This window comes from Terriglobus albidus, assembly GCF_025685425.1.
Lineage (GTDB): Bacteria > Acidobacteriota > Terriglobia > Terriglobales > Acidobacteriaceae > Terriglobus > Terriglobus albidus.
Genome location: NZ_JAGTAS010000057.1, coordinates 668189 through 691936 on the forward strand (window position 1 = coordinate 668189; position 23748 = coordinate 691936).

Here is a 23748-nt window from a genome sequence, read left to right on the forward strand (position 1 = left end):
CTTCACGAACATCAACGTGCAAGTGTCTCAACGGCTGATTTCCTAGCCAAACCCCGCAACTCATTCAGTTCCGCGACGGGTTCCTATCTGTTGCCGCCGCCTTGTATTAAGAGGCCTACCAATAGGAAAGGTCCGCTCGCGGTCTTGACCTGGCCATGTATGGCGTTCGGATTGCTTTCGTCGAGAAACGTCGGCGTTGTGTGATCCCACGCCGGCCAGGACTCTTGTGTGATGAAAGTACGTCTCTTTGTTTTATTGCCACTGCTTTTCCTGCTTTGCGTTCTCAATCTGAAGGCTGCCGCCGATCAGATTCCAAGCGGTACCTGGCGGGCCGGCGCAGTTCTTTCCACTCCCCGCACCGGAGCTACAGCCACTCTGATGAATGACGGTCGCGTTTTGATCGTTGGCGGCAAGGATGGAAGCGGAAACGCGCTGGCTACCGCGGATGTACTCCAAACCGACGGAACTATCGTAACTACGCCACCGATGCTCACCGCGCGATACGGCCACAGCGCAATCCTGTTGCAGGATGGCCGTGTTTTCGTAGCAGGCGGGTACGCCAGTGGTGGGGCTGTTTTGAACAGCGCGGAGCTTTTCGATCCCAATACAAATACCTGGGTCCCCGTACCGTCTTCAATGGTCGAACCGAGGGCGCAGTTTACGCTGTCCCAGTTGAAGGGAGGAGACCTTTTGCTTGTGGGTGGGGTTCGTGAAACGGGGCCCACCTCAAGCATTGAGAGATTTATTTCCGCTACTGGGACATTTCAGTATCAGACTTACCTGACGACTGCGCGGAAGTCTCACAGCGCCTCTGTACTGCATGATGGCCGCGTGCTGATCTCTGGCGGTAGCAGCGTCGCAAATGATGGGTCGACGATTGCGCTTGCTTCCACAGAGCTCTACGATCCCACGACCAACGCTGTAAGCCCGGGTCCTGCGCTCAATATAGCCCGCTCATCCCATTCATCGACTACGCTCGTTGACGGAACGGTACTGGTGGCCGGCGGAAACAATGGTACTGCCGATCTATCGTCCCTGGAGATCTTCGATCCAGCAGCCAACACCCTGACGGTTGCTTCAGCGCATTTGGCCACCGCTCGAAGCGGTCATGTTGCTCTGCTATTGCCCAATAACAATAGTGTATTGATAACGGGCGGAACGTTGTCCTCCACTCCGCTCTCTTCGAGCGAGCTCTATCAATCCTGGAACTCGACAGTAGTCACAACATCTGCGATGAACTCCGCGAGAGAGGGTGCAGCTGCCAGTGTGTTGCAAACCGATGGTGCGGTTGTAGTCGTGGGGGGAAGCAATCTAGACAGTACGGAATTCTATGGATTCCCGACGGTAAAAACTGACGCTTCAGACTATCCGCCGGGGTCAACCGTTCATATCTTCGGTTCAGGCTGGATACCCGGGGAAACGGTATCTCTTACTCTGCTAGAGTCGCCGTTGATTGATACTCATGGGCCATATTCGGCTATAGCGGATGCGAACGGCAACATTTCCAATGACAGTTACGCTACCGACGAGCATGACCTCAATGTATCGTTCGGATTAACTGCAGCGGGTTCGAAGGCACAGGCTTTCAACTGGTTCACGGATTCGAACCCACAGGTGTTCACGGTTGGGGCTCAAACACCAAATCCTGTAGTCGTGGGAAGCAGCGCGACGTATGCCGTAAGTCTCACGTTCAACGGCAATGCGAATGCTTGCTCTTTCGACTTTGCTGTCTCGGGACTACCGGTTGGAGCGAGTGGTGTATTCAGTCCAGCCTCTGCAACTTCCACTGGCAATACGGTAAACGCAACACTGACTATCGCCACAACTGCCGGTCTAACGCCCAACACATATCCCTTTACCGCATCCATCACAAACACCAGCGCGGGCTGCCAAGGCAGCCATCCGAGCGCCACGGCTAACCTCGTAGTACGAGCTAAGACCGCCACGACGACTACGATCACAAACACAGGTGCTCTTGCGACAGCAACTGTTGTGGGTCAAGTGTATCCGGTGACCTATAGCGTTGCAGCCGGCTCCGGAACGCCGACCGGAACCGTCACGGTGAGCGATGGATTAGTGAGCTGTGTTGCCAGTGTGAGCGCGGGCACCTGCAATCTCGCTTCGACGAGTTCAGGCGCCAAGAACATTACAGCGACTTACTCCGGCGACGCGAACTTCGCCACCAGCACGTCAAGTGGAACCTCGCACCTGGTAAACGCAGCCAGCACTACGACTGCTTTGACTTCCTCGCTGAACCCCTCCGTCTCCGGGCAATCTGTTACGTTCACGGCGACTGTGACTGTTACTTCACCCGGCGTGGGCCCCGTAGCCCCCGGATCGATAGTCAGCTTCAAGGATGGATCTGCCACCTTAGGCACCGGAACGACTGACAGTTCTGGAGTCGCGACCTACTCAACGACGACACTCACCGATGGGAACCATTCCATTACCGCTGTGTACTCAGGCAACACTAACTTCACGACAAGTACATCCAGCGCAGTGGCGCAGTTGGTAAAAGGAAATGCAGTATTCAGCTCTCTTGTTCCTCCATCTGCTGCCATAACCTATGGCCAGGCGAGTATTTCGATCTCCGGCCAGGTAGCGAATGCGACAAAGACAGTGTTTGCAGCAGGCGGGGAGACGGTTACAGTCACGATCAACGGCACGTCCCTTCCTATGACTATCGTTGGAAGCAGCGGGAGCTTTAGCGGGACTTTCGACACTCACACCATTCCTGTGTCCGGAAGCCCGTATACGATCAGCTATTCCTATCCCGGGGACGCGAATCTCACTGCGAGCACGGACACCAGCACCAAACTCACCATAAGCAAAGCGACGTTGACGGTGACTGCCAACGATCTAAACACGGTGTACGGGGCTGCGGTTCCTGCCTACACGAGCACGATCACGGGCTTCGTCAATGGCGAATCTCAGAGCCTGGTCACAGGCAGCGCATCGCTTAGCACCAGTCCGGCAACCCCGATGAATGCTGGCACCTACACCATTACTGCGGCAACCGGCACCCTCGCTGCCGCAAACTATAGCTTCAGCTTTGTAAATGGCACCTTGACCATCAACAAGGCGGTTGCGTCAGTAACCCCGAACGCCGCGAGCAAGACCTACGGAACAGCAGATCCGGCCCTGAGCGGAACCCTGAGCGGGTTTGTGGCTGCGGACAGCGTGACGGCGACCTACAGCCGTGCGGCAGGCGAGACAGTGGCCGGGGGGCCGTACAGCATCAGCGCGGTGCTGAGCCCTGCTGCAGTGTTGAGCAACTACACCATCACCTACAACACGGCTGAATTCACCATCAACAAGGCAGTCGCTTCGGTGACTCCGAACGCCACCAGCAAGACCTACGGAACCACGGACCCGGCCCTGACCGGAACCCTAACCGGCTTCCTCGCTGCAGACGGCGTGACGGCGACCTACAGCCGTGCCGCTGGTGAGACCGTGGCCGGGGGACCGTATACGATCAGCGCCGCTCTGAGCCCAGTTGCAGTGTTGAGCAACTACACCATCACCTACAACACGGCGGAATTTACTATCAACAAGGCAGTCGCCTCGGTGACTGCAAACGCCGCCAACAAGACTTACGGAACGGCAGATCCGGCCCTGAGCGGAACCTTAACCGGCTTCCTGGCTGCAGACGGAGTGACCGCGACCTATAGCCGTGCGGCGGGTGAGACCGTGGCAGGTGGACCGTACAGCATCTCTGCGGTGCTGAGCCCAGCATCTGTGCTGAGTAACTACACCATCACCTACAACACGGCTGAATTCACCATCAACAAGGCAGTTGCGTCAGTAACGCCGAACGCCGCGAGCAAGACCTACGGAACGACGGACCCGGCCCTGACAGGAACGCTAACCGGCTTCCTTGCTGCAGACGGCGTGACGGCGACCTATAGCCGTACGGCTGGTGAGACTGTGGCCGGCGGGCCGTACACCATAACTGCCGTGTTGAGTCCGGCAGGTGTGCTGGGCAATTACACCATCACCTATAACACGGCTGCCTTCACCATCAACAAGGCGGTCGCGTCAGTAACCCCGAACGCGGCCACTAAGACCTACGGAACAGCCGATCCGGCCCTGACAGGCGCCCTCACTGGCTTCCTGGCCTCGGACAGCGTAACAGCAACCTACAGCCGTGCGGCTGGTGAGACTGTGGCAGGTGGACCGTACACCATCAGCGCGGTGTTGAGCCCTGCATCTGTGTTGGGCAACTACACCATCACCTATAACACGGCTGCGTTCACCATCAACAAGGCGGTCGCATCGGTGACTCCGAACGCGGCCAGCAAGACCTACGGAACAGCGGACCCGACTCTGACAGGAACGCTAACCGGCTTCCTTGCTGCAGACGGCGTGACGGCAACCTATAGCCGTACGGCTGGTGAGACTGTGGCCGGTGGACCGTACACCATCAGCGCGGTGTTGAGCCCTGCATCTGTGCTGGGCAACTACACCATCACCTATAACACGGCTGCGTTCACCATCAACAAGGCGGTCGCGTCGGTGACTCCGAACGCGGCCAGCAAGACCTACGGAACAGCGGACCCAACTCTGACAGGAACGCTAACCGGCTTCCTTGCTGCAGACGGCGTGACGGCAATCTATAGCCGTGCGGCTGGTGAGACTGTGGCCGGTGGACCGTACACCATCAGCGCGGTGTTGAGCCCTGCAACTGTGCTGGGCAACTACGCCATCACTTACAATACAGCGGAATTCATCATCAACAAGGCAGTGGCGTCAGTGACCCCGAACGCGGCCAGCAAGACCTACGGGACAGCGGACCCGACTCTGACAGGAACGCTAACCGGCTTCCTTGCTGCAGACGGCGTGACGGCGACCTATAGCCGTACGGCTGGTGAGACTGTGGCCGGCGGGCCGTACACCATCACTGCGGTGTTGAGCCCGGCAGGTGTGCTGGGCAACTACAACATCACTTACAACACGGCTGCCTTCACCATCAACAAGGCAGTCGCATCGGTGACTCCGAACGCCGCCAGCAAGACCTACGGGACGGCCGATCCGCCCCTGACCGGAACCCTAACCGGATTCCTTGCTGCAGACGGCGTGACGGCGACCTATAGTCGTGCGGCAGGCGAGACTGTAGCCGGCGGGCCGTACACCATCACTGCTGTGCTGAGCCCTGCAACTGTGCTGGGCAACTACGCCATCACTTACAACACAGCGGAATTCATCATCAACAAGGCGGTCGCATCGGTGACTCCGAACGCCGCCAGCAAGACCTACGGAACAGCGGACCCGACTCTGACAGGAACGCTAACCGGCTTCCTCGCTGCAGACGGCGTGACGGCAGTCTATAGCCGTGGGGCTGGCGAAACCGTAGCTGGCGGGCCGTACACCATCAGTACAGTGCTGAGTCCTGCAGGTGTGCTTAGTAACTACACCATCACTTACAACACGGCTGCGTTCATCATCAACAAGGCAGTGGCGTCAGTAACCCCAAACTCTGCCAGCAAAACCTACGGGACGGCCGATCCGACCCTGACCGGAACCCTAACCGGATTCCTTGCTGCAGACGGCGTGACGGCGACCTATAGTCGTGCGGCAGGCGAAACCGTCGCCGGTGGACCGTACAACATTAGTGCTGCTTTGAGCCCTGCGTCTGTGCTTAGTAACTACAGCATCACCTACAACACTGCTGCGTTCATCATCAATAAGGCAGTGGCGTCAGTGACCCCAAACTCCGCCAGCAAAACCTACGGAACTGCGGATCCGGCCCTGAGCGGAACTTTAACAGGCTTCCTGGCTGCCGACGGCGTCACTGCAGTCTATAGCCGTGCGGCTGGCGAAAGCGTAGCTGGCGGGCCGTACACCATCAGTGCTGTGCTGAGCCCTGCAGGTGTGCTGGGCAACTACACCATCACTTACAACACGGGTGCGTTCATCATCAACAAGGCCCTAGCCTCTGTAACTCCGAACGCTGCGGGCAAGACCTACGGAATGGCGGACCCGATACTGACAGGAACGTTGACCGGCTTCCTGGCTGGAGATGGAGTGACGGCGACCTACAGTCGTGCGCCTGGTGAGACTGTAGCAGGGGGACCATACACCATCAGCGCCGCGCTAAGCCCTGCAGCTGTGCTGAGCAACTACACCATTACCTACAATACGGCGGAGTTCACTATCAACAAGGCAGCCGCCTCGGTGACTCCGAACGCTGAGAGCAAAACCTACGGGACGGCCGATCCGGTCCTGACCGGAACCTTAACCGGCTTCCTGGCTGCAGACGGCGTGACGGCAATCTATAGCCGTGGAGCTGGCGAAACCGTAGCTGGCGGGCCGTACACCATCAGTACTGTGCTGAGTCCTGCAGGTGTGCTTAGTAACTACACCATCACTTACAACACGGCTGCGTTCACCATCAACAAGGCAGTGGCGTCAGTAACCCCAAACTCTGCCAGCAAAACCTACGGGACGACCGATCCGACCCTGACCGGAACCTTAACCGGCTTCCTGGCCTCGGACGGGGTGACAGCCGTTTATAGCCGCGCCGCAGGCGAGACTGTGGCCGGTGGACCGTATATCATCAGCGCCACGCTGAGTCCGGCCGGTGTACTGAGTAACTACGCCATCACTTCCAACACCGCGGAGTTCACCATCAATAAGGCCGTAGCCTCGGTGACCCCGAACACTGCCAGCAAAACCTATGGAACGGCTGACCCGGCTCTGACGGGAACCCTAACGGGCTTCCTGGCCTCGGACGGAGTGACGGCAACCTACAGCCGTGCCGCAGGAGAGAGCGTCGCAGGTGGGCCGTACACCATCAGTGCTGTGCTGAGTCCTGCGTCTGTACTGGGCAACTACAGCATCACCTCCAACACGGCAGATTTCACCATCAACAAGGCGCTCGCGTCAGTAGTGCCGAACGCTGGCAGCAAAACCTACGGAACGGCCGATCCAACTCTGACGGGAACCCTAACCGGCTTCCTGGCCGCAGACGGCGTGACCGCGACCTACAGCCGTGCGACAGGCGAAACCGTCGCCGGTGGTCCGTACACCATCAGCGCCTCGCTGAGCCCGGCTGCCGTGCTGGGTAACTACAACATCACCTACGGCACCGCAGAGTTCGCCATCAACAAGGCAGTTGCCTTGGTGACTCCGAATGCAGCCAGCAAGACCTACGGAACGGCCGACCCGGCCCTCACTGGAACACTAACCGGCTTCCTGGCTGCGGACTGTGTGACGGCAACCTATACCCGCGCCGCGGGCGAGACGGTTGCCGGCGGACCGTACACCATCAGCGCCGTTCTGAACCCGGCTGCTGTGCTGGACAACTACACCATCACCTACAACACGGCTGCGTTCACCATCAACAAGCGCATCTTGACCGTCACAGCAACGGCAGCCAACAAAACATACGATGGCACAACCTCGGCGTCGGTCACCCTAAGCGATAACCGCGTCGAAGGAAACCTGTTGACCGAAGCCTGGGCAAGTGCGACCTTCAGCGACCAGAATGCAGGCTCCGGGAAGACAGTGACCGTAACCGGAATCTCCATCTCAGGCGTCGACGTCGGGAACTATGACTTGGGAAATACCACCGCATCGACAACTGCAGATATAACGCCACGGGCAATCGAAGTGACGGGGGTGTCAGACAGCAAGACATATGACGCAACGACCACATCATCCAAATCTCCTTCGATCACGGCAGGATCGCTTGCAACAGGAGACAACGCCACTTACTCTCAGGTCTTCGACAGCAAAAAAGTGGGAATTCGTTCGCTGCTTCCCTCGATCGTCATCGCAGATGGAAACAGCGGACACAACTACTCTGTTGTCTTCCACAATGCGAGTGGGACGATTAGTCCTTTGACGATCGCCGGTTCGATCACAGCATCGGACAAAACATACGACGGCACAAACACTGCTTCGATCGCCACTCGTACGCTGAGCGGCATTCTCTCCAACGATGCGGTGAACTATACAGGAGGGACGGCAACGTTCAGCGATAGCAATGCCGGCGTAGGCAAGACCGTCACTGCTGTGGGTCTTTACCTCTCAGGTGTCGATGCTGGAAACTACGCCGTAAATTCCACAGCTACAACGACAGCGACGATCGCCAAGGCTAACCAGCAGATCTCGTGGAGTGCACCAGCTCCCATCGTCTTCGGCACAAGCCTGAGCAACACGCAGCTCAATGCCACCGTCACCGGTGTGCAAGGTGGAACCGCACCTGGAGCACTTACCTATACGCCGGCAGCGGGAACGGTTCTAGGTGTCGGAACCCGCCAGCTGCGCGTTGATGCTGCTTCAACGATCAACTACAACGCAGCGACCGCCACGGTCTCCATCAACGTCAACTATTCGACAGGCGCCTGCCTGGGCGACCTGGGACACTCGATCCTGCAGCCGATCAATGCGGACGGAAGCAGCACATTCAAGCAAGGAAGTACTGTTCCGGCGAAATTCCGCGTATGTGACAGCACAGGGCACTCCATCGGTGCTTCAGGAGTGGTGACGAGCTTCAATCTGGTCCAAATTATTGGCGGTACGGTGACAACCACTGTAGAAGAAGCCGTTACTTCCACGACACCAGACACCAGCTTTAGATGGGATCCGACGGCTCAGCAATGGGTCTTCAACATAAGCACTAAACCGCTCTCAATACAGAAGACCTACGTCTATTCGATTGGGCTAAATGACGGATCAACCATCCTCTTCCAATACGGATTGCCGAAATAGTGGAGGATCAAGATGCGTTCACTCGTCTCGCGAACAATGCCAATCTCGGCCAACAGCAAAAAGATCGGCTATCTGCCCTCAATCACTTCTATATGGTGCTATACCAATGGCCCTGTGAACAATGCTCGTATTCGCCAATGGCTTGGAAAGGCTCCGAGGATTGGGCTGCTCCTGCCTGTTGCAATCTTGCTGTTTTTTGGCCTTGACTGGCGGTTCTTCGCATTTTCCATAACGACCGAAGATGCTCAACTAGCACGCTCTAAAAAGCGAGGCAGCAAAGACATTGTTCAACTGGCGGAACTGCCTCCGACGACCTTCGCCTTGACGACAGAATGGATTGCGGATCCAGGATTGGACAGCGGAACATTCCGCTATAGTGTCGATGCTATCCCGCACCGCATCCTTGAGAACAATCCGGATTCACTCTCCTACAAGTTTTTGCTCTGTAAATACACGCTCGTGCTTTACGGCCAGGATCACGCCATATTGCAGGCCGTTCCATTTTCGTTTGTTCAGTACACAGATGCGGGCAAGATAGAACGCTTGAGCAGCAATTACTCGGCGCGAATGACGAGATCCATATACAAGCAACTTGGTATTGGAACTGATTTCTGGAGCGTCGAATCGCGCTGCAAACTTGAATAACTATCGCCTCGAGCGTTCCTGCCCGGTCTGCTATCCGAAACGACTAGAGCAGTTCTCCTAAAGGCGTTGAGCGAGCTTTGGCAGTTTGCGCCCTTTTCTTCCCATCTCACGGAAAGGATGGTTGGACACAGGAACATCATGCCGAAGCAATCCTGCTTCTTATCTATCTCCGTCTGGATACCCAAGGCAGAAAAGCAGATTTCTCCGCTTACGCTTCGGGATACAAACCAAATCCTACGGCTCTGTAGGCTTCGCCGGAGCAGGCGACGCCGGAGCCGCTGACGGCGATTGCGATGGCAGGCCCGGCACTGGTACTGGTTTCGGCACATTGTTCTGCGGCGCCGGATTCGGCGATGCAGGCTGCTGCTGGTTCGGCGTCTCGGCCGGGTTCTGCGTCGGTGGCGGAGACGGAATCTTCGGAGCCGGCGCACGATCCACAGGCTTGATCGTCTCCGAGGTCCGGTCCTCGTCGCTTTCTTCTTCCGCCTCTTTCTTCTTCTGCTCTTCGGTCACCGAGCGGGCGTCGGAGTTTACCGTTACTTCGAGCTGCTTCTTCTCGCCGCCAGTGGCGAACTGCTCGTCCGGCTTGCCGGCAATCGCCACCTTCATGAACTCCATCCAGATGGGTAGCGCAGCGCGGGCGCCGGTCTCTTTCTCTCCCAGTGACTGACGATCGTCATACCCGATCCAGACACCGCAGGTCACTGACGGAGAGAAGCCCAGAAACCAGGCATCCGTATAGTTATTCGTTGTTCCTGTCTTGCCACCAAGAGCATGATGCAGTTGTGATGCTGCTGCTCCTGTACCGGAGATGGTGACCTGCCTGAGCAGCGTCATCATGGTGCGAGCCGTCTCCACGGAAGTGACCTCGCTCACCTTCGGTGCAGGCTCGTCCATCGGCAGACCATCTGAGGCAGTAACGCGGCGAATGTAATGCGGCTCAACGCGGATGCCATCGTTCGGAAAGACAGCGTAGGCTCCCACCTGATCAAAGAGCTTCATATCCGCAGCGCCGATTGCGACCGGAAGAAACGCCGGAATCTTCGAGGTGACACCGAAGCGCTGGGCGACATCGATGACCTTCTGGATGCCAACCTGATGCGCCAGCCGCAGAGCCGGAATATTACGGCTCTCCGCGAAGGCTTCCAACACGGTCATTGAGCCCTTGTAGTCGGGTTCGTAGTTGTGCGGCGCATACGGTCCGCTCGGTGTGGAGAAGGTCGTTGGAACGTCAAGCACGTGGTCCGTCGGCTTGGTGCCGGCCTCGACCGCTGCGGTATAGACATATGGCTTGAACGAAGAGCCCACCTGGCGCTCCGCCTGGGTCGCACGATTGAACTGTGACAGGGCGAAGTCGCGGCCGCCCACCATCGCGAGCACCTCGCCATTCGAGTTGTCCATAGCCATCAAGGAGGCCTGTGCTCCGGAATCCTGTTCCAACGCGGCGTGGATTCCCTTCTCCCCTTCGGTTGCCAGAATGCGGACATAAGCGATATCGCCCTTCTTCAGCAGAGCGTCGCCGGTCTTGAGTTGCGTCCATGCCCAGTCGGCGGGCTCGAGATAGGCTTCACGCTGGCCGATCCGTACCCGGATCTCCTTCTCGCTCACATCCGTTACCAGAGCATGGAAGTACGCGTCCTTCTCGACAGGCATCGTCCAGTCGGGATGCACATAGGTTGCGGGATCCTGGCCGGCAAAAATGATGTTCTGTACACGGTTCTTCCAACCGTGACGGCGTTCATAGGAAGCCGCACCATTGAGTACCGCGCGGTTGGCAGCCACTTGCAGGTCATAATCCAGTGTCGTGTAGACGCGCAGGCCGGCTCCATGCACCTCTTCCGCGCCGAACTGCTGTTCGAGCTGGCGGCGCACCTCTTCCACAAAGTACGGCGCGACCGAGTTGGCGGGAGCTTCGATCTTCAACCCCAACGGAGCTTCTTTGGCCCGAGCCTCTTCTGCCTCAGTAATCCATCCATCCTGCCGCATCTCGCTTAGCACCAGGTTGCGGCGTTTCAGCGCCCGCTCTGGATGCCGCACCGGAGAGTAATACTCCGGCCCCTTGGGCAGAGCGGCCAGCAACGCTGCCTCAGGCAGCGTTAGTTCATGGACGTGTTTGGAGAAGTAATACTGTGCGCCTGCCTCGAATCCATAGGTGCCGCGGCCGAGGTAGATCTGGTTGGCGTACAGCGCGAAGATCTGTTCCTTGGTAAAGTGGCGCTCGATCTGCAGCGTCAGGAGAACCTCCTGCGCTTTACGGCTGAAGGTCTTCTCCGGTGAAAGGAAGAGGTTACGCGCCAGTTGCATGGTCAGCGTACTGGCTCCCTGCGCTCGGCCCTTGCTATGCAGATCGCGGTACGCCGCGCCGATAGCGCGGAACAGGTTCACGCCCCAGTTGCTCTCGAAGCTCTTGTCTTCGATCGAGAGGATGGCCTTGCGCAGAACGGGCGGGAACTCGCTGTATGGCACAACGACACGCCGTTCCAGCGAGAAGGAGCCAAACTGCTTGCCGTGAATGTCGTAGAGTTCCGTCGTCGTGTTGGGACGATACCGCTCCAGATCCTGCATCTGCGGCAGGTCAACGGAGTAAACCAGCATCAGGCCGCAGAGAGATCCGAACAGGGCGGAGATGCCCAACAGACCGATAAAGGCGCTACGCCGGATGACAGCGCGTGTACGCGCAGCGACGCGACGCGTCCGCAGGTTCGGCCGGCGTGTCTGCCGCGGGTCTTCAGTAAAGATGGAGTTCACGGACGTAGCACTGCCTATGGGAGATCATCCCATAGAAATGGGGGATGCCGCCCGTGATAACACAGGCACTCATCTAAGCGGCTTTGTTCTTAAGGATCTCCAACGCCTTTGAGAGCTGATCGTCCACCTGGTCCTTGCGCGCCGGAGCGGCGGCATTATCGTCGTCACCATCATCGATGGCGCCGGCAACCAGGACACCGGGAGTCACGCCGTCATCCTCAATCTTCTTGCCCGCGGGCGTGGCGTACTTGGCCACCGACAGGATAAGAGCTCCGCCATCCGGCAGGTCAAAGGTCTTTTGCTGGCTGCCGATGCCGAAGGTCTTCTCGCCGACAACCTCGGCACGCTTGTTATCCTGCAACGCCGCCGTTACCAGTTCGGCTGCACCAGCGGTACCCCGGTTGACCAGAATCACCACAGGCGCCTTCTCCGCGACGGTCTTCGAGGGATCGGCCGTAACAGTCTGCTTGGGGAACTTCTGCCCTTCCAGCACGCTGATGGTCCCGGACTTCAGCAACATATTTGCCAGACGCTGCGCTTCAGCCATGTCGCCATCGGCAACATTACGCAGATCCAGGAGCAGCTTCTTGTTGCCACCCTTGTTCAGGCCCTTCAGCTTGCCCTCAATCTGCGAGACATGATCGTGGTCCAGGATGCCGGGCTTGAGGTACAGAATCGTCGAGTTCTCGTAGAGTGTCTCCGCCACCGGAGCCAGCGGCGTGATGGCGCGGGTGAGGTCAACCTTGTCCGGAGCCGCCTTGCGAGGACGAACGACAGAGATGGTCACCGTCGTGCCGGGCTCACCGCGCAGCATCATCTCGATGGAAGCCAGGGAGAGCTCGTGAGTCGACTTGTCACCAATGGACTCGATGATGTCGCCGTCATTCAGATTAGCCTTGTCCGCTGGGCTGTTCGGCACCACGCTGACGATGGTGGCATAGCCGTAGCGCTTGGAAACGTTAATCCCAACCTGCGCCTTGCCTCCCTTTAATGTCTTGTAGGACTTGTTCTCTTCCGGCGAGAGGTAGCCGGACTCTGAATCCAGCGATTCCGCCAGTCCGCGCAGCGCGCCGTTGGTCACGGACGGAATATTCGGCTCTTCCACGTAGTCCGACTGAATATGGCTCAGAACTTCGCTGTAAACATTGATCTGCCGGTAAGCATTCTCCTGCGGGTCGCTGGCCGCGCTTACGCCGGTGGCGTTCGCGCCCAGGAAGACAGTCAACACCAGTGCGACTGAGGCAAGGAGGAGCAAAATCTTAGGGATACGGGGCATTAGGGAACCTTCTCCGGCAAAAAACGATACGAGCTGACCGCGCGCTTGGCTGTTAGACGCCGCGGGGTAGAAATAGCATACTCCCGCTACATGGCCCCGAGGAAACCAGAATTTTCTCCATGCGACCTCCAGAATGGTTTAAGTCTGGAGCCGCAAATCGCTGAAAATAAGAGACTCGCGAGCTACGAAGAGCCAAAATGGGACTCAGCAATATCTTGTACCGGCCGAGTCACAACCTACAGGGACAATGCTCTAAGCTTCGCGCCAGATGCGGACGGCCTTCACGTCTTTCATCTCGCGGTGAAGCCGGGCGAGATCTCGAAGGCACTCCGCCTCTTCCTCACTGAACGAAAAGCTCTCTGCCTCGGCTTCAAGCAGTGAAGCAATATACTCGCCCACCGTCATTCGTACCTCGTACCCGGCCGCCATCCACGTAAGGTAAATGCAGGCCGAAAAAGGACAAAACGTTTTCACGGTCAAATTACCGTTAACGTTTACCTACTAGATTCGGATTACCTGACGTTAGCCAGGATTAATCAGGGTTATCGAGAAGGCAGATGCGAGGACGTCGGCAGAGAGGCAGCGGTGAGCACTTCACCGTGCGGAGTCCACATCTCTACGCGATCAAATTGCCGATGGCAGCGGGGGCACTCCTTCGGCATGCTGCCGGCACTGTAACCGCACTCACATGTAAGCACCTGAACGGAGCCTGCGAATTCGATTGTCAGTTTTGCCATGGGACCCTACCTCCACCAGGTTTTTTATTATGCACCTCGGGAACGAAATAATGTTGAACTTATGTGAAAACATGGATTGCCGTAAGTACGGCTGGATCGCTTCCGGTTGAGACGAGATAACTAAAGCATCTCCCTGTTGCCCGGAAAACGCTCTAATCGAGATGGAAGATTTCCACAAGCGGGCGCATTGCGTCATCCGCCTTACCACTCGCCTCAAAAAATGGCAGCATCTCAACCTGCCAGCGCTCATTTACCTCAAAGGCCTTCATTCCCTCTACAGCCTTCGCGAAATCTTCGACCTCGACGTAGCCGATCAGGGTTGCTCCGGGTCCAAGAAACAGTGAGTAATTCTTCCATCCTGTTGCGCGCAGAGCATCCTGCATCTCTGGCCAGACATGCTTGTGCCGCTCAATATACTCATCCAACCTGTCGGCGCGAAGCTTCAAGGTGAAACACACACGCTGCATTTACTTAAGTCACCTTCTCGTAGTCGTCAGTACTCGAATTTGAGCTCTGACGAGGCAAATTGTATCTCGCGGGCGGCTAGAGCATTTCCCTGTAGGCGTAATCCAGAGCATCCGCAGCTATGGGGCGTTTTCCGCAATGAAAACGCCGCTGCACGCCACTTCCGGGATTCCCAGCAACAGGGAAAATGCTCTAATCTCCCCAGAGATAGCCGCCCGATGACTCACTGGAGTGCGACGACAGCAACTTCGAAGGGCTCAAGCGAGACCGCATTCCCCTGCGGCTTTCCCGTCCCAGCCGCATGATCGCCGGTTAATGGAGCCGTGTAAGTAATCGACCGCACCGCCGTTCCCGGGGGGAGTTCTACCGTTGTTGCCTTCTGGCGCTTATTGACCAGCAGGATCTTTTTGCCGTTCGATGTCTGAATCGCCTGAATGGCGATATCGCTGTTCCCTCCCGACGTTGCTACGAAATGATCACCCGGCCCGAAGTTATCTTTGAGCAGTTTGAGCGTCCAGAAGCGGGCATTGGGCTCGGAGGTGTTGTAATTCATCATCGACACGCTCGGAAACTGTGTCGGATATCCAACCAGCTGAGACTCCCCAACAACATCAACACCCAAGTTGACTGCTTCAATGTAAAGATAGGCATACATCGCACTTGTCAGGTTCCAATACAACGCCGGCTCCTGCGGAGTCTTCTCACCATGATTGCTCGCATCATCCTCAGGCAAGATGGCTCCCAGTTCGTCCCAATCTGTCTTCGTACCGGGCGACAGCTCGTGTTTGATCTGCTCGACATATCTCGCGGTATTCAGGAAGCCGTCCGCCTGGTCGAAGAAGGTGTACTGCATCGCTTCGAATGGCTCTCCCTTCGGCGGAGAAGCATAAAAGTGATAGCTCAGGAAATCGATCGTTGTTCCCGGAGCATGGTTCTTCGGGTCGAGAAAGTAGCGAAACATCTCTCCGTGCTTCGCCGGAATCGCCGACGCACAGGCGACAAACTTCAGATCCGGATCAACCTTCCGCATCGCCGTAGTCACAACATCGAAGAAGCGGGTGTACTCCTTGGGGGTCCAGTGATGCTCAAAATCGATCTCATTGAGCAACTCCCAGTACGCAAACTTGTAGTGGTGGTCGCTTTTGTGGAACTTGCCATTCTCGTCGGTAAAGCCGCCCTTCTCATACCATGAGAGCAGACGCACATAATAGTCAGCCGCCTCTTTATAAGTCGGATCTTTGATTTCGGTGCCCTGCGTATAGTCCCAATAGACCTGGTTCGGATCGGCGGGGTAAGTCACCGGCTTCTCTGTCTTCCATAGCCATGCCGGCATGGTGCTGAAGTTCATGATGACCGAGTGTCCGGCCGTAGCTTTCATCAGGTCTTCCACCATTGGATCGATCAGCGAGAAATCCCACGAGGTCTTCTCTTTCGTCGGAGGTTCAAGCTCCGCGACGGCAAGCCTGGGATACGGCAACCATGGGACATAGCGGACGTAGTCCGCACCAATGGTGGCGATTGCTTTGAAACTGCCATCGTGCATCTTCGCTCCTCGCTCCAGCATGGGGTTCACCACAACCTGATACGCAGGCGTAGAGTTCGATGTAACAGTGGTCTTTGTCCAGTCAATCTTGATGCCGGAGACCGTAGCCTCTTGTGCGTGCAGCAGGCCGCAGCCAAAAGCAGTTATCAGGGCAGCGGCCGCAAAAGCATTCTTCATGATTCCTCCTGTTCGTGACTCTTATTAAGGAAGCACCTAGAGCAATTTCCCTGTAGGTGTGGTCTAGGGCTTCCGCATCTATGGGCTTTTTCCGTAATGAAAACGCTGCTGCACTCCTCTTCCGGTATACCCAGCAACAGGGAAAATGCTCTAACAGACCTGGTGAAAACCAAGGTTCATCAGGGCTGCCAGCTTTCGAAGTTGATTTCCTAAATGACCAATACCGATCGCGCAGTGATGTGCCGGCCCCTGGGCATTCCATGCCTCAGAAAATCCGCGAGCGCCGATCGGGAATCGGTAGCGGCTGTTGGTGTTGCCGATCTCGAGAATGGGACCGGGCACGCTCTCACCTTCCGCAACCAGAAGACGGAAGCCATGCTGCATATCCTCCACAACAGAGAGCAGCGTGACCGGCCCATGCTTCACCGCCATCTCTACGGAGAGACCGCGTCCCACTTTCCCGTGGTACACGGGCAACGGACGCACGCGGATTCTGTCCTGGGCAATACGTGGATGTCCTGGGCCATCGTGTCCCATCAGGACGAGATCGTCAGTGAAGTCCATGGCGTAATACTCGGTAAACGATCCTCCGGCGCCAAGCTCGTCCAGAATTTTCATGGCGAGGACATTCTTCACCTCGTACTCGCCCGCAACAGGAACGCCCCTGCCCGTCAGCATGGACGTACCAAGAATGATGGAGCTCATGGTGTTCTCGTTCTCAGGTATTCCGGAACCGCTGTAGTAGTACGCCAGCATGTCGAGTCCCTTACGGCGCACGAGCTGATCCAGCGCGGCCGCCGTGGTTGCGGCGCGGGTCAACTCGTCCGGAGGACAATCCTCATCAAGTGCAAAGAAATCATGGAAGTCAGCGACTTTCTTCTCAATCTCTGGTGGCGTAACGCCTCGCCGGATCGCGCTTAGCTCATCGACCTCGAAGATATGAATCAGCGTCCCAAAACGGCCGCTTACCTGGGCGAGATCCGTCGCGATGTCGAGCATGCCGCTGTAGTAATGTCCCATGAGGCCCAGCCGGCAATGATTCATTACCTTCACCACGTCGGCTGCCTTTAACCATCCTTCAAGGTCGTTCCAGCACTGAGGATCGTTCTCGAGCATGCCGGTGACCTGCTGAAATGGAATATCGAGACGGCGCAGGACGTTGGCGATCTCAGGCACGGGGCAGGCTGAACAAAAGGCCAGCCATTCCCCAGTCATCGCAGTACGATCGCCAAGACGATTGAACTTCACATAGTCAATCGCCGCCGCGGGAACCAGATTGAGCAGGATGACGGGCACCTTCGCCCGCTGAATAACCGGCAGCACCGTAGAAGAGAGCGCGTACGTCGTGACATAGACCAGCAGGATGTCGATGTCTTCCCTCCTGCAGGCATGCCCCGCGTCCACCGCCTTCTCCGGTGTATCAATCAGTCCCAGCAAAATCGACCTGCGGCCGCTCTCCTCTATCTTTTTCGAAACCAGATCCAGATAACCTTCCAGACGTTGCTTCAGACCTTCGAATTGCGGCCAGTAGCTGTCCAGGCCAAGACCGATCAAGCCGACGCGAAGCTGAGTATCAAAACGCTGCAATGTGTGTCCTCCGTACTTCGGGGAGAATTCGTACCGTTGCCACCTTATTCTGTTGCGCAACCAAATTGAAGAGAGACACCCGTCTAGAACACAAGCCGCCCTCCGATCTGTACGATCCGCGCTGCTCGCGTGGACGTAATGGCTCCGAATCCCGGTCCGAGCGAGGTGCTGGCGTGCCCGAACTGGGTGTGGTTGAAGACGTTGAACGCCTCCATGCGGAGCTGGAAGCTGGCGCGCTCACCCAGCGGAAGCGATTTGAAGAGACTGGCATCCCAGTTCTGATAGCCCGGTTGCTCCAGCGAATTTCTACCCGCATTACCTGGAGTGCCATAACTCGGCTTTGAAAAGGCAGCAGCGTTGAACCACTGCGTAGGTGCATGTCTACCGGCACTGACATTACCCACAACATCCGGCCGAGACTGGCTGAAGTCACCAATATTCAGATTGTCGCCGGCCAGCGTAGGCGTGTTGTACTGCCCGGAGCTGAACGTTGTAATGCCGTTCAACTGCCAGCCGCCAATCAGATACTCCACGCCCAGGGGCGCGCTGTTGAAGAGGCGCTGACCGCGGCCGAACGGCAGTTGATAGGTATAGCTGGCGACCAGGCGATGCGGCACATGATAATCGGAGACGCCGCGGTCATAACGGAAGAAGTCACGCGACAGTGCCGAGAAGTCATCGGTGATACCGATATCAATGGCTTTGGAGTAGGTATATGCCACGAGGAACGAGTTGCCATGGCTCATCCGCTTCTCCAGCTTGGCGGTAAGGGCGTTATAGTTTGAGCGCCCATAGTTGCTGCTCACCAGGATGAAGCCATACTGAGGAAACGGTTTGCGCGAAGCGAGCGGGATAGTTCCTGTCGTGTCAATTGCTCCGATATTTGCGTTCTTGCGCTGCGCCAGCTTCTGACCGCTGGAGCCGGCATATTCGAGTTCCAACAGATAGTCCGAAGCGAACGCTTGCTGGATATCCAGCCCCCACTGGTTGATATAGGGAGTCCGGTTGTTCTGGTCCAGCGTGAAGATATTTGCATGGGCAGGCGGAAATGCCGTCGACGTCCCAGCGAAGGGATTGAAGATCGATACCGGCGTCGACGTACTGGGTGTGTTGCTGCGCGAGGTATAGAAGGGACTTCCCTGATTCTTGAACTGCTCTTCGTTGAAGTTGTCCGTTGCGTAGTACGTTCCCACACCTCCGCGAATTACAGTGTTGGGCAGGAAGGACGGTCTCCACGCGAAGCCGACACGCGGAGCAAAATTATTGAAGTCAGGCTTGACGATCGACCGCCGGATCGAAGAGCCCGCATAGGCAAACTGCCCGGTAGCGGTATCGAAAAACTGGCTGCGGTTGCGAGACTCGATCGGCGAACCGGCATACTCATAACGAATGCCAAGATTGACCGTCAACGAAGGCAAGACCTTCCAGTTATTCTGCGAATAAAAACCATAGTAGGAGCTGTGCAGATATTGAGTCGAGTCGCCACTGGCGGCCGTAACCTCATATGGCAGGCCAAGCAGAAAGTCACTCAAACCGATGCTGCTCACACGTTGCCCTGCCGCGTTTCGCGTGGAGTACCCATTGCTGTAGGCCAGAGTTGGATTCGATGCAAAGTCAGTGATCTGCGTAAAGTTCTCATGAAGGTACTGCAGACCATTCATTGACGTCAGCTTGCCATGCGTCCACGTCAGATTGTCGGAGACTTGGTAATACTTATCGTCTGCTCCAATCACCTCAGCAATAGAACCCACCGGCCCAAAGCCGGCGATACCGAAGACAGGCACACCATACGTCGCCGGATTCTCATTGTTGGCATATGGAAGGCCAAATAAAACACCAGCATAATTCGGCCCGTAGGCTCCCTCAGAGTTACGGAAGGTCGCAGAGTCATTCACTCCGAAGCGGAACTCGTTCACGAGCGTTGGCCTGAAGGTGTGCACATAGGTAGCTGTCCAAAGATGATCGTTGAGCGGAACGGCATTGCCGCCCAGCGGGTTGATTGCAGCGTTGAACAGATTGTCATTGCTATTCGACCATGTGGCATACAGACTGTCGCGATCTGAGAAGCGATGATCGAGCCGGGCGTTGTACTGGTTGATTGTCTGCGTGTTCCGCGGCGAAGCAACAGTGTTATAGCTGGGAAAGCCCACACCGCCGCCCACAGTAAGGTTTGGCCTGGGGATGAACTGCAAGGCCTTCATCGCCGTCCCATCCAATTGATTGGATGGGATGACATTCCCGGTGAACGGTTGGCCTGTCTGAGGATTAATGATGTTCACACATTTGCCGGACCCTGGACTAGCAGCACAGAACGCTGACGAGGTCGGAAAGAGTCCGGTGCCTGCACTATCGTCAGCCAGGTTTCCTTGAAGCTGCGCGAAGGAAGGATAAAGTCCCGTCAATGTCTGCCCCTGAATGAGACGGAAGCCTTCGAAGTTGAACATGAAGAACGTGCGGTTCCGTCCGTTGTAGAGCTTCGGAATCCATACCGGCCCGCTGAAGGTTGCGCCAAAGTTATTTTGGTTCAGCGCGGGCTGAGAGAGCCCTCCCTGCTTCGCGAAGTAGGTATTCGCAGCATAGGCACGATTGCGATTGAGCGCGAATAGCACCAGATGAAATGGATTCGCACCCGCCAGAAGTTCCGTATTCACGATGGAGGCGGCATGGCCGAACTCCGCACCAAAGGTCGTGCGCTGCACGCGAAACTCCTGGATTGCGTCCACTGATGGCCGGATTCCCGTGTTGCCAAAGCGCGAATTACGCGTTTCGATGCCATTCACCAGAAAGCTGGTGTCACTCTCCCGCAGGCCCGCAATAGAGATCGTCGTATCGCTGCGGCCGGTCCATGTGGTGGCGGGTGAATTACCGTTGCCGATCGGCGCTGCTCCTGTAGTGAGTTGTGTGAGCTGCACAAAGTTGCGGCCATTCAACGGCAACGTCTGGATGCTGTTTTGATTGATGACCTGCCCAACAGCAGCACTCTCCGAATTGAGCATCGCAGCCTGGGTCGCCGATACGGTGACGGACTCACTGTTGTCGCCGACCTGCAGATGAACTTCCAGATTGGTACGCTGCCCAATGACGACAGTGATGCCGTTCAGCTCTGCCTTGCGGAAACCGTCGCGGCTGGCGACAAGCTTATAGTTGCCAGGCCTCAACGAGCTGAACACGGCAAGCCCGTTCGCATCGGTCTTCAGGACCGTCTGCTGCCCCGTCTCCAACTGGGTAAGCACAAGACTCGTATCGGGGACCATCGCGCCGGATGGGTCCGTGGCGGACGCGATGATGTCGCCAGTTGTCGACTGCGCAACGCATGGCAAAGCCAGAACCAGCGAGAGAAGACATAGGGACAAACAGCCAACCATCCTGACCTGCTGCACGAAATTCACGCGTCTCCATGGCCTGAAGATCTCGAAGCAATGCTGATTTTTCTGAAACATGTTCGCCTCCTGGCTCAGGCATGACATGCGGTAGACCTGAGAATGGCGAACATCCTAGCCATGCAAATCTTTACTGCACCAAAGGAAAGTCTGGCGGGGCATGAATTTCACATTGTGAAATTTACGAAATTCAAAATCGGGCAATTTTCAGCTGATTTTCTGATGCAACACCTCCCACTGGCGGTTTCGTTTCGCAAAATGATATTTTGCATTGCGGAAGAACTTCCATGTCCCCTAAACACGAACCCACCACGCGCAATGGTGCTGTCCAATCGGTCGTACGCGCCTGCGAGATTCTGAAATACCTTCAACAATCCTCGGCCGACGTAAGCCTCGACGCCGTCTGCAGGAGTACGGCTCTCCCACGGCCAAGTGCCTATCGGCTGCTGTCCACGCTGGTTGCGTGCGGCATGATCGAACGCATCTCCAAAAACAGCTATCGCCCTGTCGTGCTCGCAGGCATCAAGAAGCCTCGTATCGGCTACGCATCACAGACGGAGGAGTTCTCATTTTCCCGGCTTGTCTGCGACAGCATTCGAAGCAGTGCCTACCACGCAGGGATCGAGCTTCTGGTACTGGACAATCACTATTCCCCGAAGGCAGCACTGCGCAATGCCGAAACCTTTGTAAGGGAACATCTGGACCTTGTGATCGAGTTCCAGACAAATCATCAGAGCGCTTCACTCGTGGCCGCAAAGATTCTTGAAGCAGGGATTCCTATGATTGCCATCGAGGTGCCGCATCCCGGGGCCACCTACTATGGAGCAGATAACTACCGGGCCGGCATTCTGGGCGGACGCGCTTTGGGCAAAGCATGCCTGCAACAATGGCAAGGCATTGTCGATGAGGTGGTATTGATGGAGCTGCCGGTTGCCGGCCCGTTACCGCGGTCGAGAATGACCGCAACCCTCGCTGGCCTGCGCGAAATTCTGCCGCGCTTCCCGGAGGAGAAAGCTGTCTTTCTTGACGGAAATGGCCGCTTCGAAGGAAGCCTCGCGGCGATGAGGAAACATCTGCGACGAAGCCGTGCCAACAAGATACTGCTGGCGGGCCTGAACGATCCGAGCTGTCTCGGTGCACTCCAGGCACTGGAAGAGTGTGGCCGCTCACAAGACTGTCTGGCGGTGGGACACAACGCCAGCATTGAGGCAAGACGAGAGATGCGGCGTCCGGACTCGCGGCTCATCGGCTCCGTCGGCTATTTTCCAGAGAAGTATGGAGAGGCCGTAATTCAGTTGGCCATGGATATGATCCACGGCCGCGAAGTACCAGCCGCAACCTTCGTCAAACATCGGCTGATACATCCCGGTAACGTGGATACCGCGTATCCAAACGATCACGAGATCAGCATGGCCGACTCGGATTCACTGCTCTATAGCAAACGATAATTCGGGTTTCTGTGAAAACAGGACTACTGCAAGATTGCGATCTCCTCGAGAAGTTGCCTTGGATGGACCGGTTTTGTCAGCAATTGAAAACGATAGCCTTGCGAATGAGCCTCATTCATCAGATCTGTAGTACCGGCCTGTCCGGAGAAGAGAAGAATTTTGCATCGGGGATATATCTCTGCGACCCGAATCGCAAGTTCGATGCCTGAGATCTCCGGCATCATGACATCGCTGATGAGGAGGTCCGGGGGTGATATCTTCATATGCTCCAGAGCGTCCAACGGGTTTGTAAAGTATGACGCGTTATACCCTTCGCGACGAAGAATGATCGCGAGTGACTCGGAGATTACCTGTTCATCATCCACGACGAAAACGACAGAGACATGCTGTTGAGACATAACACCTCCGTCTTTTGGCGGGAGAAGCGGGAAAAAAATTCGTGCCAAAAGAACTTCCTTTCGTCTTACGCCGCGCATTTTCTGTGCCTTATCAGCGCGGTCTATGTATGGCGGAGCAATTAGCTTGCCAATAGGCACCCCCCCGTTAAAACGCTCAGGACCTTTTCCAATTGATTCCGCTAAGTGGCTGTGAGTTGGGCGTTTAGCGGAATTGGCACATCGGCGTCGCGGTCTCCGGCGCTGATTTTCAGTCAGAAAATGCCGGGTAGGTGGATATACGACGATGTGAGACAGCCTATCGAGGAACACCACCATCTAAGGCGTGGAAGTGGCGTCCTTATCTCCAGGTCTGATAGAAATTCTTCGCTCCACTCTTGCACGGGTAGAGCAAAAATTAGGTCTTTCCCCCAATGACAATGCAGTGAAAGAGCTTCGGTATTCCATCGTGCGAATGATCACGGAACTGGAGATCGCAAAGGCTCGTGAGACAGAGAATGAAAAGGATTCGGCGGCTGTCGAACAGAAGCGCGAGCCGGCCGCCTGACCCCACCGTTCAAGACGACACAACGGCGCTCTAGAGCTTTTCCATGTTGCATGGGAATTCCGGAAGGGCGTTCAGCGGCGTTTTC

At 56.6% G+C, this 23748-nt stretch carries 13 protein-coding genes; 4 read left to right on the forward strand and 9 right to left on the reverse strand.

Translation table 11 applies throughout. The annotated features are described in order from the left end of the window. The first annotated feature begins 231 nt into the window (after positions 1–231). Together OHL21_RS19205 and OHL21_RS19210 are read left to right on the forward strand one after the other, a co-directional pair. Positions 232–8715 (forward strand): MBG domain-containing protein, encoded by an 8484-nt coding sequence (locus OHL21_RS19205; protein WP_263418906.1) that lies wholly within the window; start codon positions 232–234, stop codon positions 8713–8715. Between the two features lie 12 nt (positions 8716–8727). Next, on the forward strand, positions 8728–9360 hold the full coding sequence (locus OHL21_RS19210) for a hypothetical protein (protein WP_263418907.1): 633 nt from the start codon (positions 8728–8730) through the stop codon (positions 9358–9360). A 234-nt stretch (positions 9361–9594) separates the two neighbouring features. On the opposite strand, the gene OHL21_RS19215 is transcribed toward OHL21_RS19210, so the two are convergent. From OHL21_RS19215 to OHL21_RS19250, 8 genes are all read right to left on the reverse strand, one after another. Further along, on the reverse strand, positions 9595–12108 hold the full coding sequence (locus tag OHL21_RS19215) for a penicillin-binding protein 1A (RefSeq protein WP_317889995.1): 2514 nt from the start codon (positions 12106–12108) through the stop codon (positions 9595–9597). A 73-nt stretch (positions 12109–12181) separates the two neighbouring features. After that, positions 12182–13384, reverse strand: a complete 1203-nt coding sequence (locus tag OHL21_RS19220; protein ID WP_263418908.1) for a S41 family peptidase — start codon at positions 13382–13384, stop codon at positions 12182–12184. Between the two features lie 252 nt (positions 13385–13636). Then, entirely contained in the window at positions 13637–13789 is a 153-nt protein-coding gene (locus tag OHL21_RS19225; protein WP_263418909.1) for a hypothetical protein, read from the reverse strand. Between the two features lie 137 nt (positions 13790–13926). Continuing rightward, positions 13927–14121: a hypothetical protein gene (locus OHL21_RS19230; RefSeq protein WP_263418910.1), complete on the reverse strand. Its 195-nt coding sequence runs from the start codon at positions 14119–14121 to the stop codon at positions 13927–13929. Positions 14122–14273: 152 nt separating this feature from the next. Next, on the reverse strand, positions 14274–14588 hold the full coding sequence (locus OHL21_RS19235) for an L-rhamnose mutarotase (RefSeq protein WP_263418911.1): 315 nt from the start codon (positions 14586–14588) through the stop codon (positions 14274–14276). A 221-nt stretch (positions 14589–14809) separates the two neighbouring features. After that, positions 14810–16306: a GH39 family glycosyl hydrolase gene (locus OHL21_RS19240; RefSeq protein ID WP_263418912.1), complete on the reverse strand. Its 1497-nt coding sequence runs from the start codon at positions 16304–16306 to the stop codon at positions 14810–14812. A 150-nt stretch (positions 16307–16456) separates the two neighbouring features. After that, a complete protein-coding gene (locus OHL21_RS19245; RefSeq protein WP_263418913.1) occupies positions 16457–17893 on the reverse strand; it encodes an arabinose isomerase in 1437 nt (478 codons plus the stop codon). Between the two features lie 83 nt (positions 17894–17976). Further along, the gene (locus OHL21_RS19250) at positions 17977–21246 is read right to left on the reverse strand and encodes a TonB-dependent receptor (RefSeq protein WP_263418914.1); all 3270 of its coding nucleotides are present in this window, start codon (positions 21244–21246) and stop codon (positions 17977–17979) included. A gap of 314 nt (positions 21247–21560) precedes the next feature. Between OHL21_RS19250 and OHL21_RS19255 the strand changes: the two genes are divergently transcribed. Next, positions 21561–22721 carry a substrate-binding domain-containing protein gene (locus OHL21_RS19255; RefSeq protein ID WP_263418915.1) on the forward strand — a complete coding sequence of 387 codons (1161 nt, stop codon included), beginning with the start codon at positions 21561–21563 and terminating at the stop codon, positions 22719–22721. Between the two features lie 23 nt (positions 22722–22744). Here OHL21_RS19255 and OHL21_RS19260 read toward each other — a convergent pair whose 3' ends face one another. Then, positions 22745–23119, reverse strand: coding sequence for a response regulator (locus tag OHL21_RS19260; RefSeq protein WP_263418916.1), 375 nt, complete (start codon positions 23117–23119; stop codon positions 22745–22747). A 421-nt stretch (positions 23120–23540) separates the two neighbouring features. On the opposite strand from OHL21_RS19260, the gene OHL21_RS19265 reads away from it, so the two are divergent. Next, on the forward strand, positions 23541–23663 hold the full coding sequence (locus OHL21_RS19265) for a hypothetical protein (protein WP_263418917.1): 123 nt from the start codon (positions 23541–23543) through the stop codon (positions 23661–23663). Positions 23664–23748 lie beyond the last annotated feature (85 nt).

Excerpts from the sequence above, each read along its gene's own strand:
- OHL21_RS19230 (WP_263418910.1), bottom strand. The coding sequence starts at position 14,121 with ATGGCAAAACTGACAATCGAATTCGCAGGCTCCGTTCAGGTGCTTACA.
- OHL21_RS19255 (WP_263418915.1), top strand. The coding sequence starts at position 21,561 with ATGTCCCCTAAACACGAACCCACCACGCGCAATGGTGCTGTCCAATCG.
- OHL21_RS19225 (WP_263418909.1), bottom strand. The coding sequence starts at position 13,789 with ATGACGGTGGGCGAGTATATTGCTTCACTGCTTGAAGCCGAGGCAGAG.
- OHL21_RS19205 (WP_263418906.1), top strand. The coding sequence starts at position 232 with ATGAAAGTACGTCTCTTTGTTTTATTGCCACTGCTTTTCCTGCTTTGC.
- OHL21_RS19260 (WP_263418916.1), bottom strand. The coding sequence starts at position 23,119 with ATGTCTCAACAGCATGTCTCTGTCGTTTTCGTCGTGGATGATGAACAG.
- OHL21_RS19235 (WP_263418911.1), bottom strand. The coding sequence starts at position 14,588 with ATGCAGCGTGTGTGTTTCACCTTGAAGCTTCGCGCCGACAGGTTGGAT.
- OHL21_RS19210 (WP_263418907.1), top strand. The coding sequence starts at position 8,728 with ATGCGTTCACTCGTCTCGCGAACAATGCCAATCTCGGCCAACAGCAAA.
- OHL21_RS19220 (WP_263418908.1), bottom strand. The coding sequence starts at position 13,384 with ATGCCCCGTATCCCTAAGATTTTGCTCCTCCTTGCCTCAGTCGCACTG.
- OHL21_RS19240 (WP_263418912.1), bottom strand. The coding sequence starts at position 16,306 with ATGAAGAATGCTTTTGCGGCCGCTGCCCTGATAACTGCTTTTGGCTGC.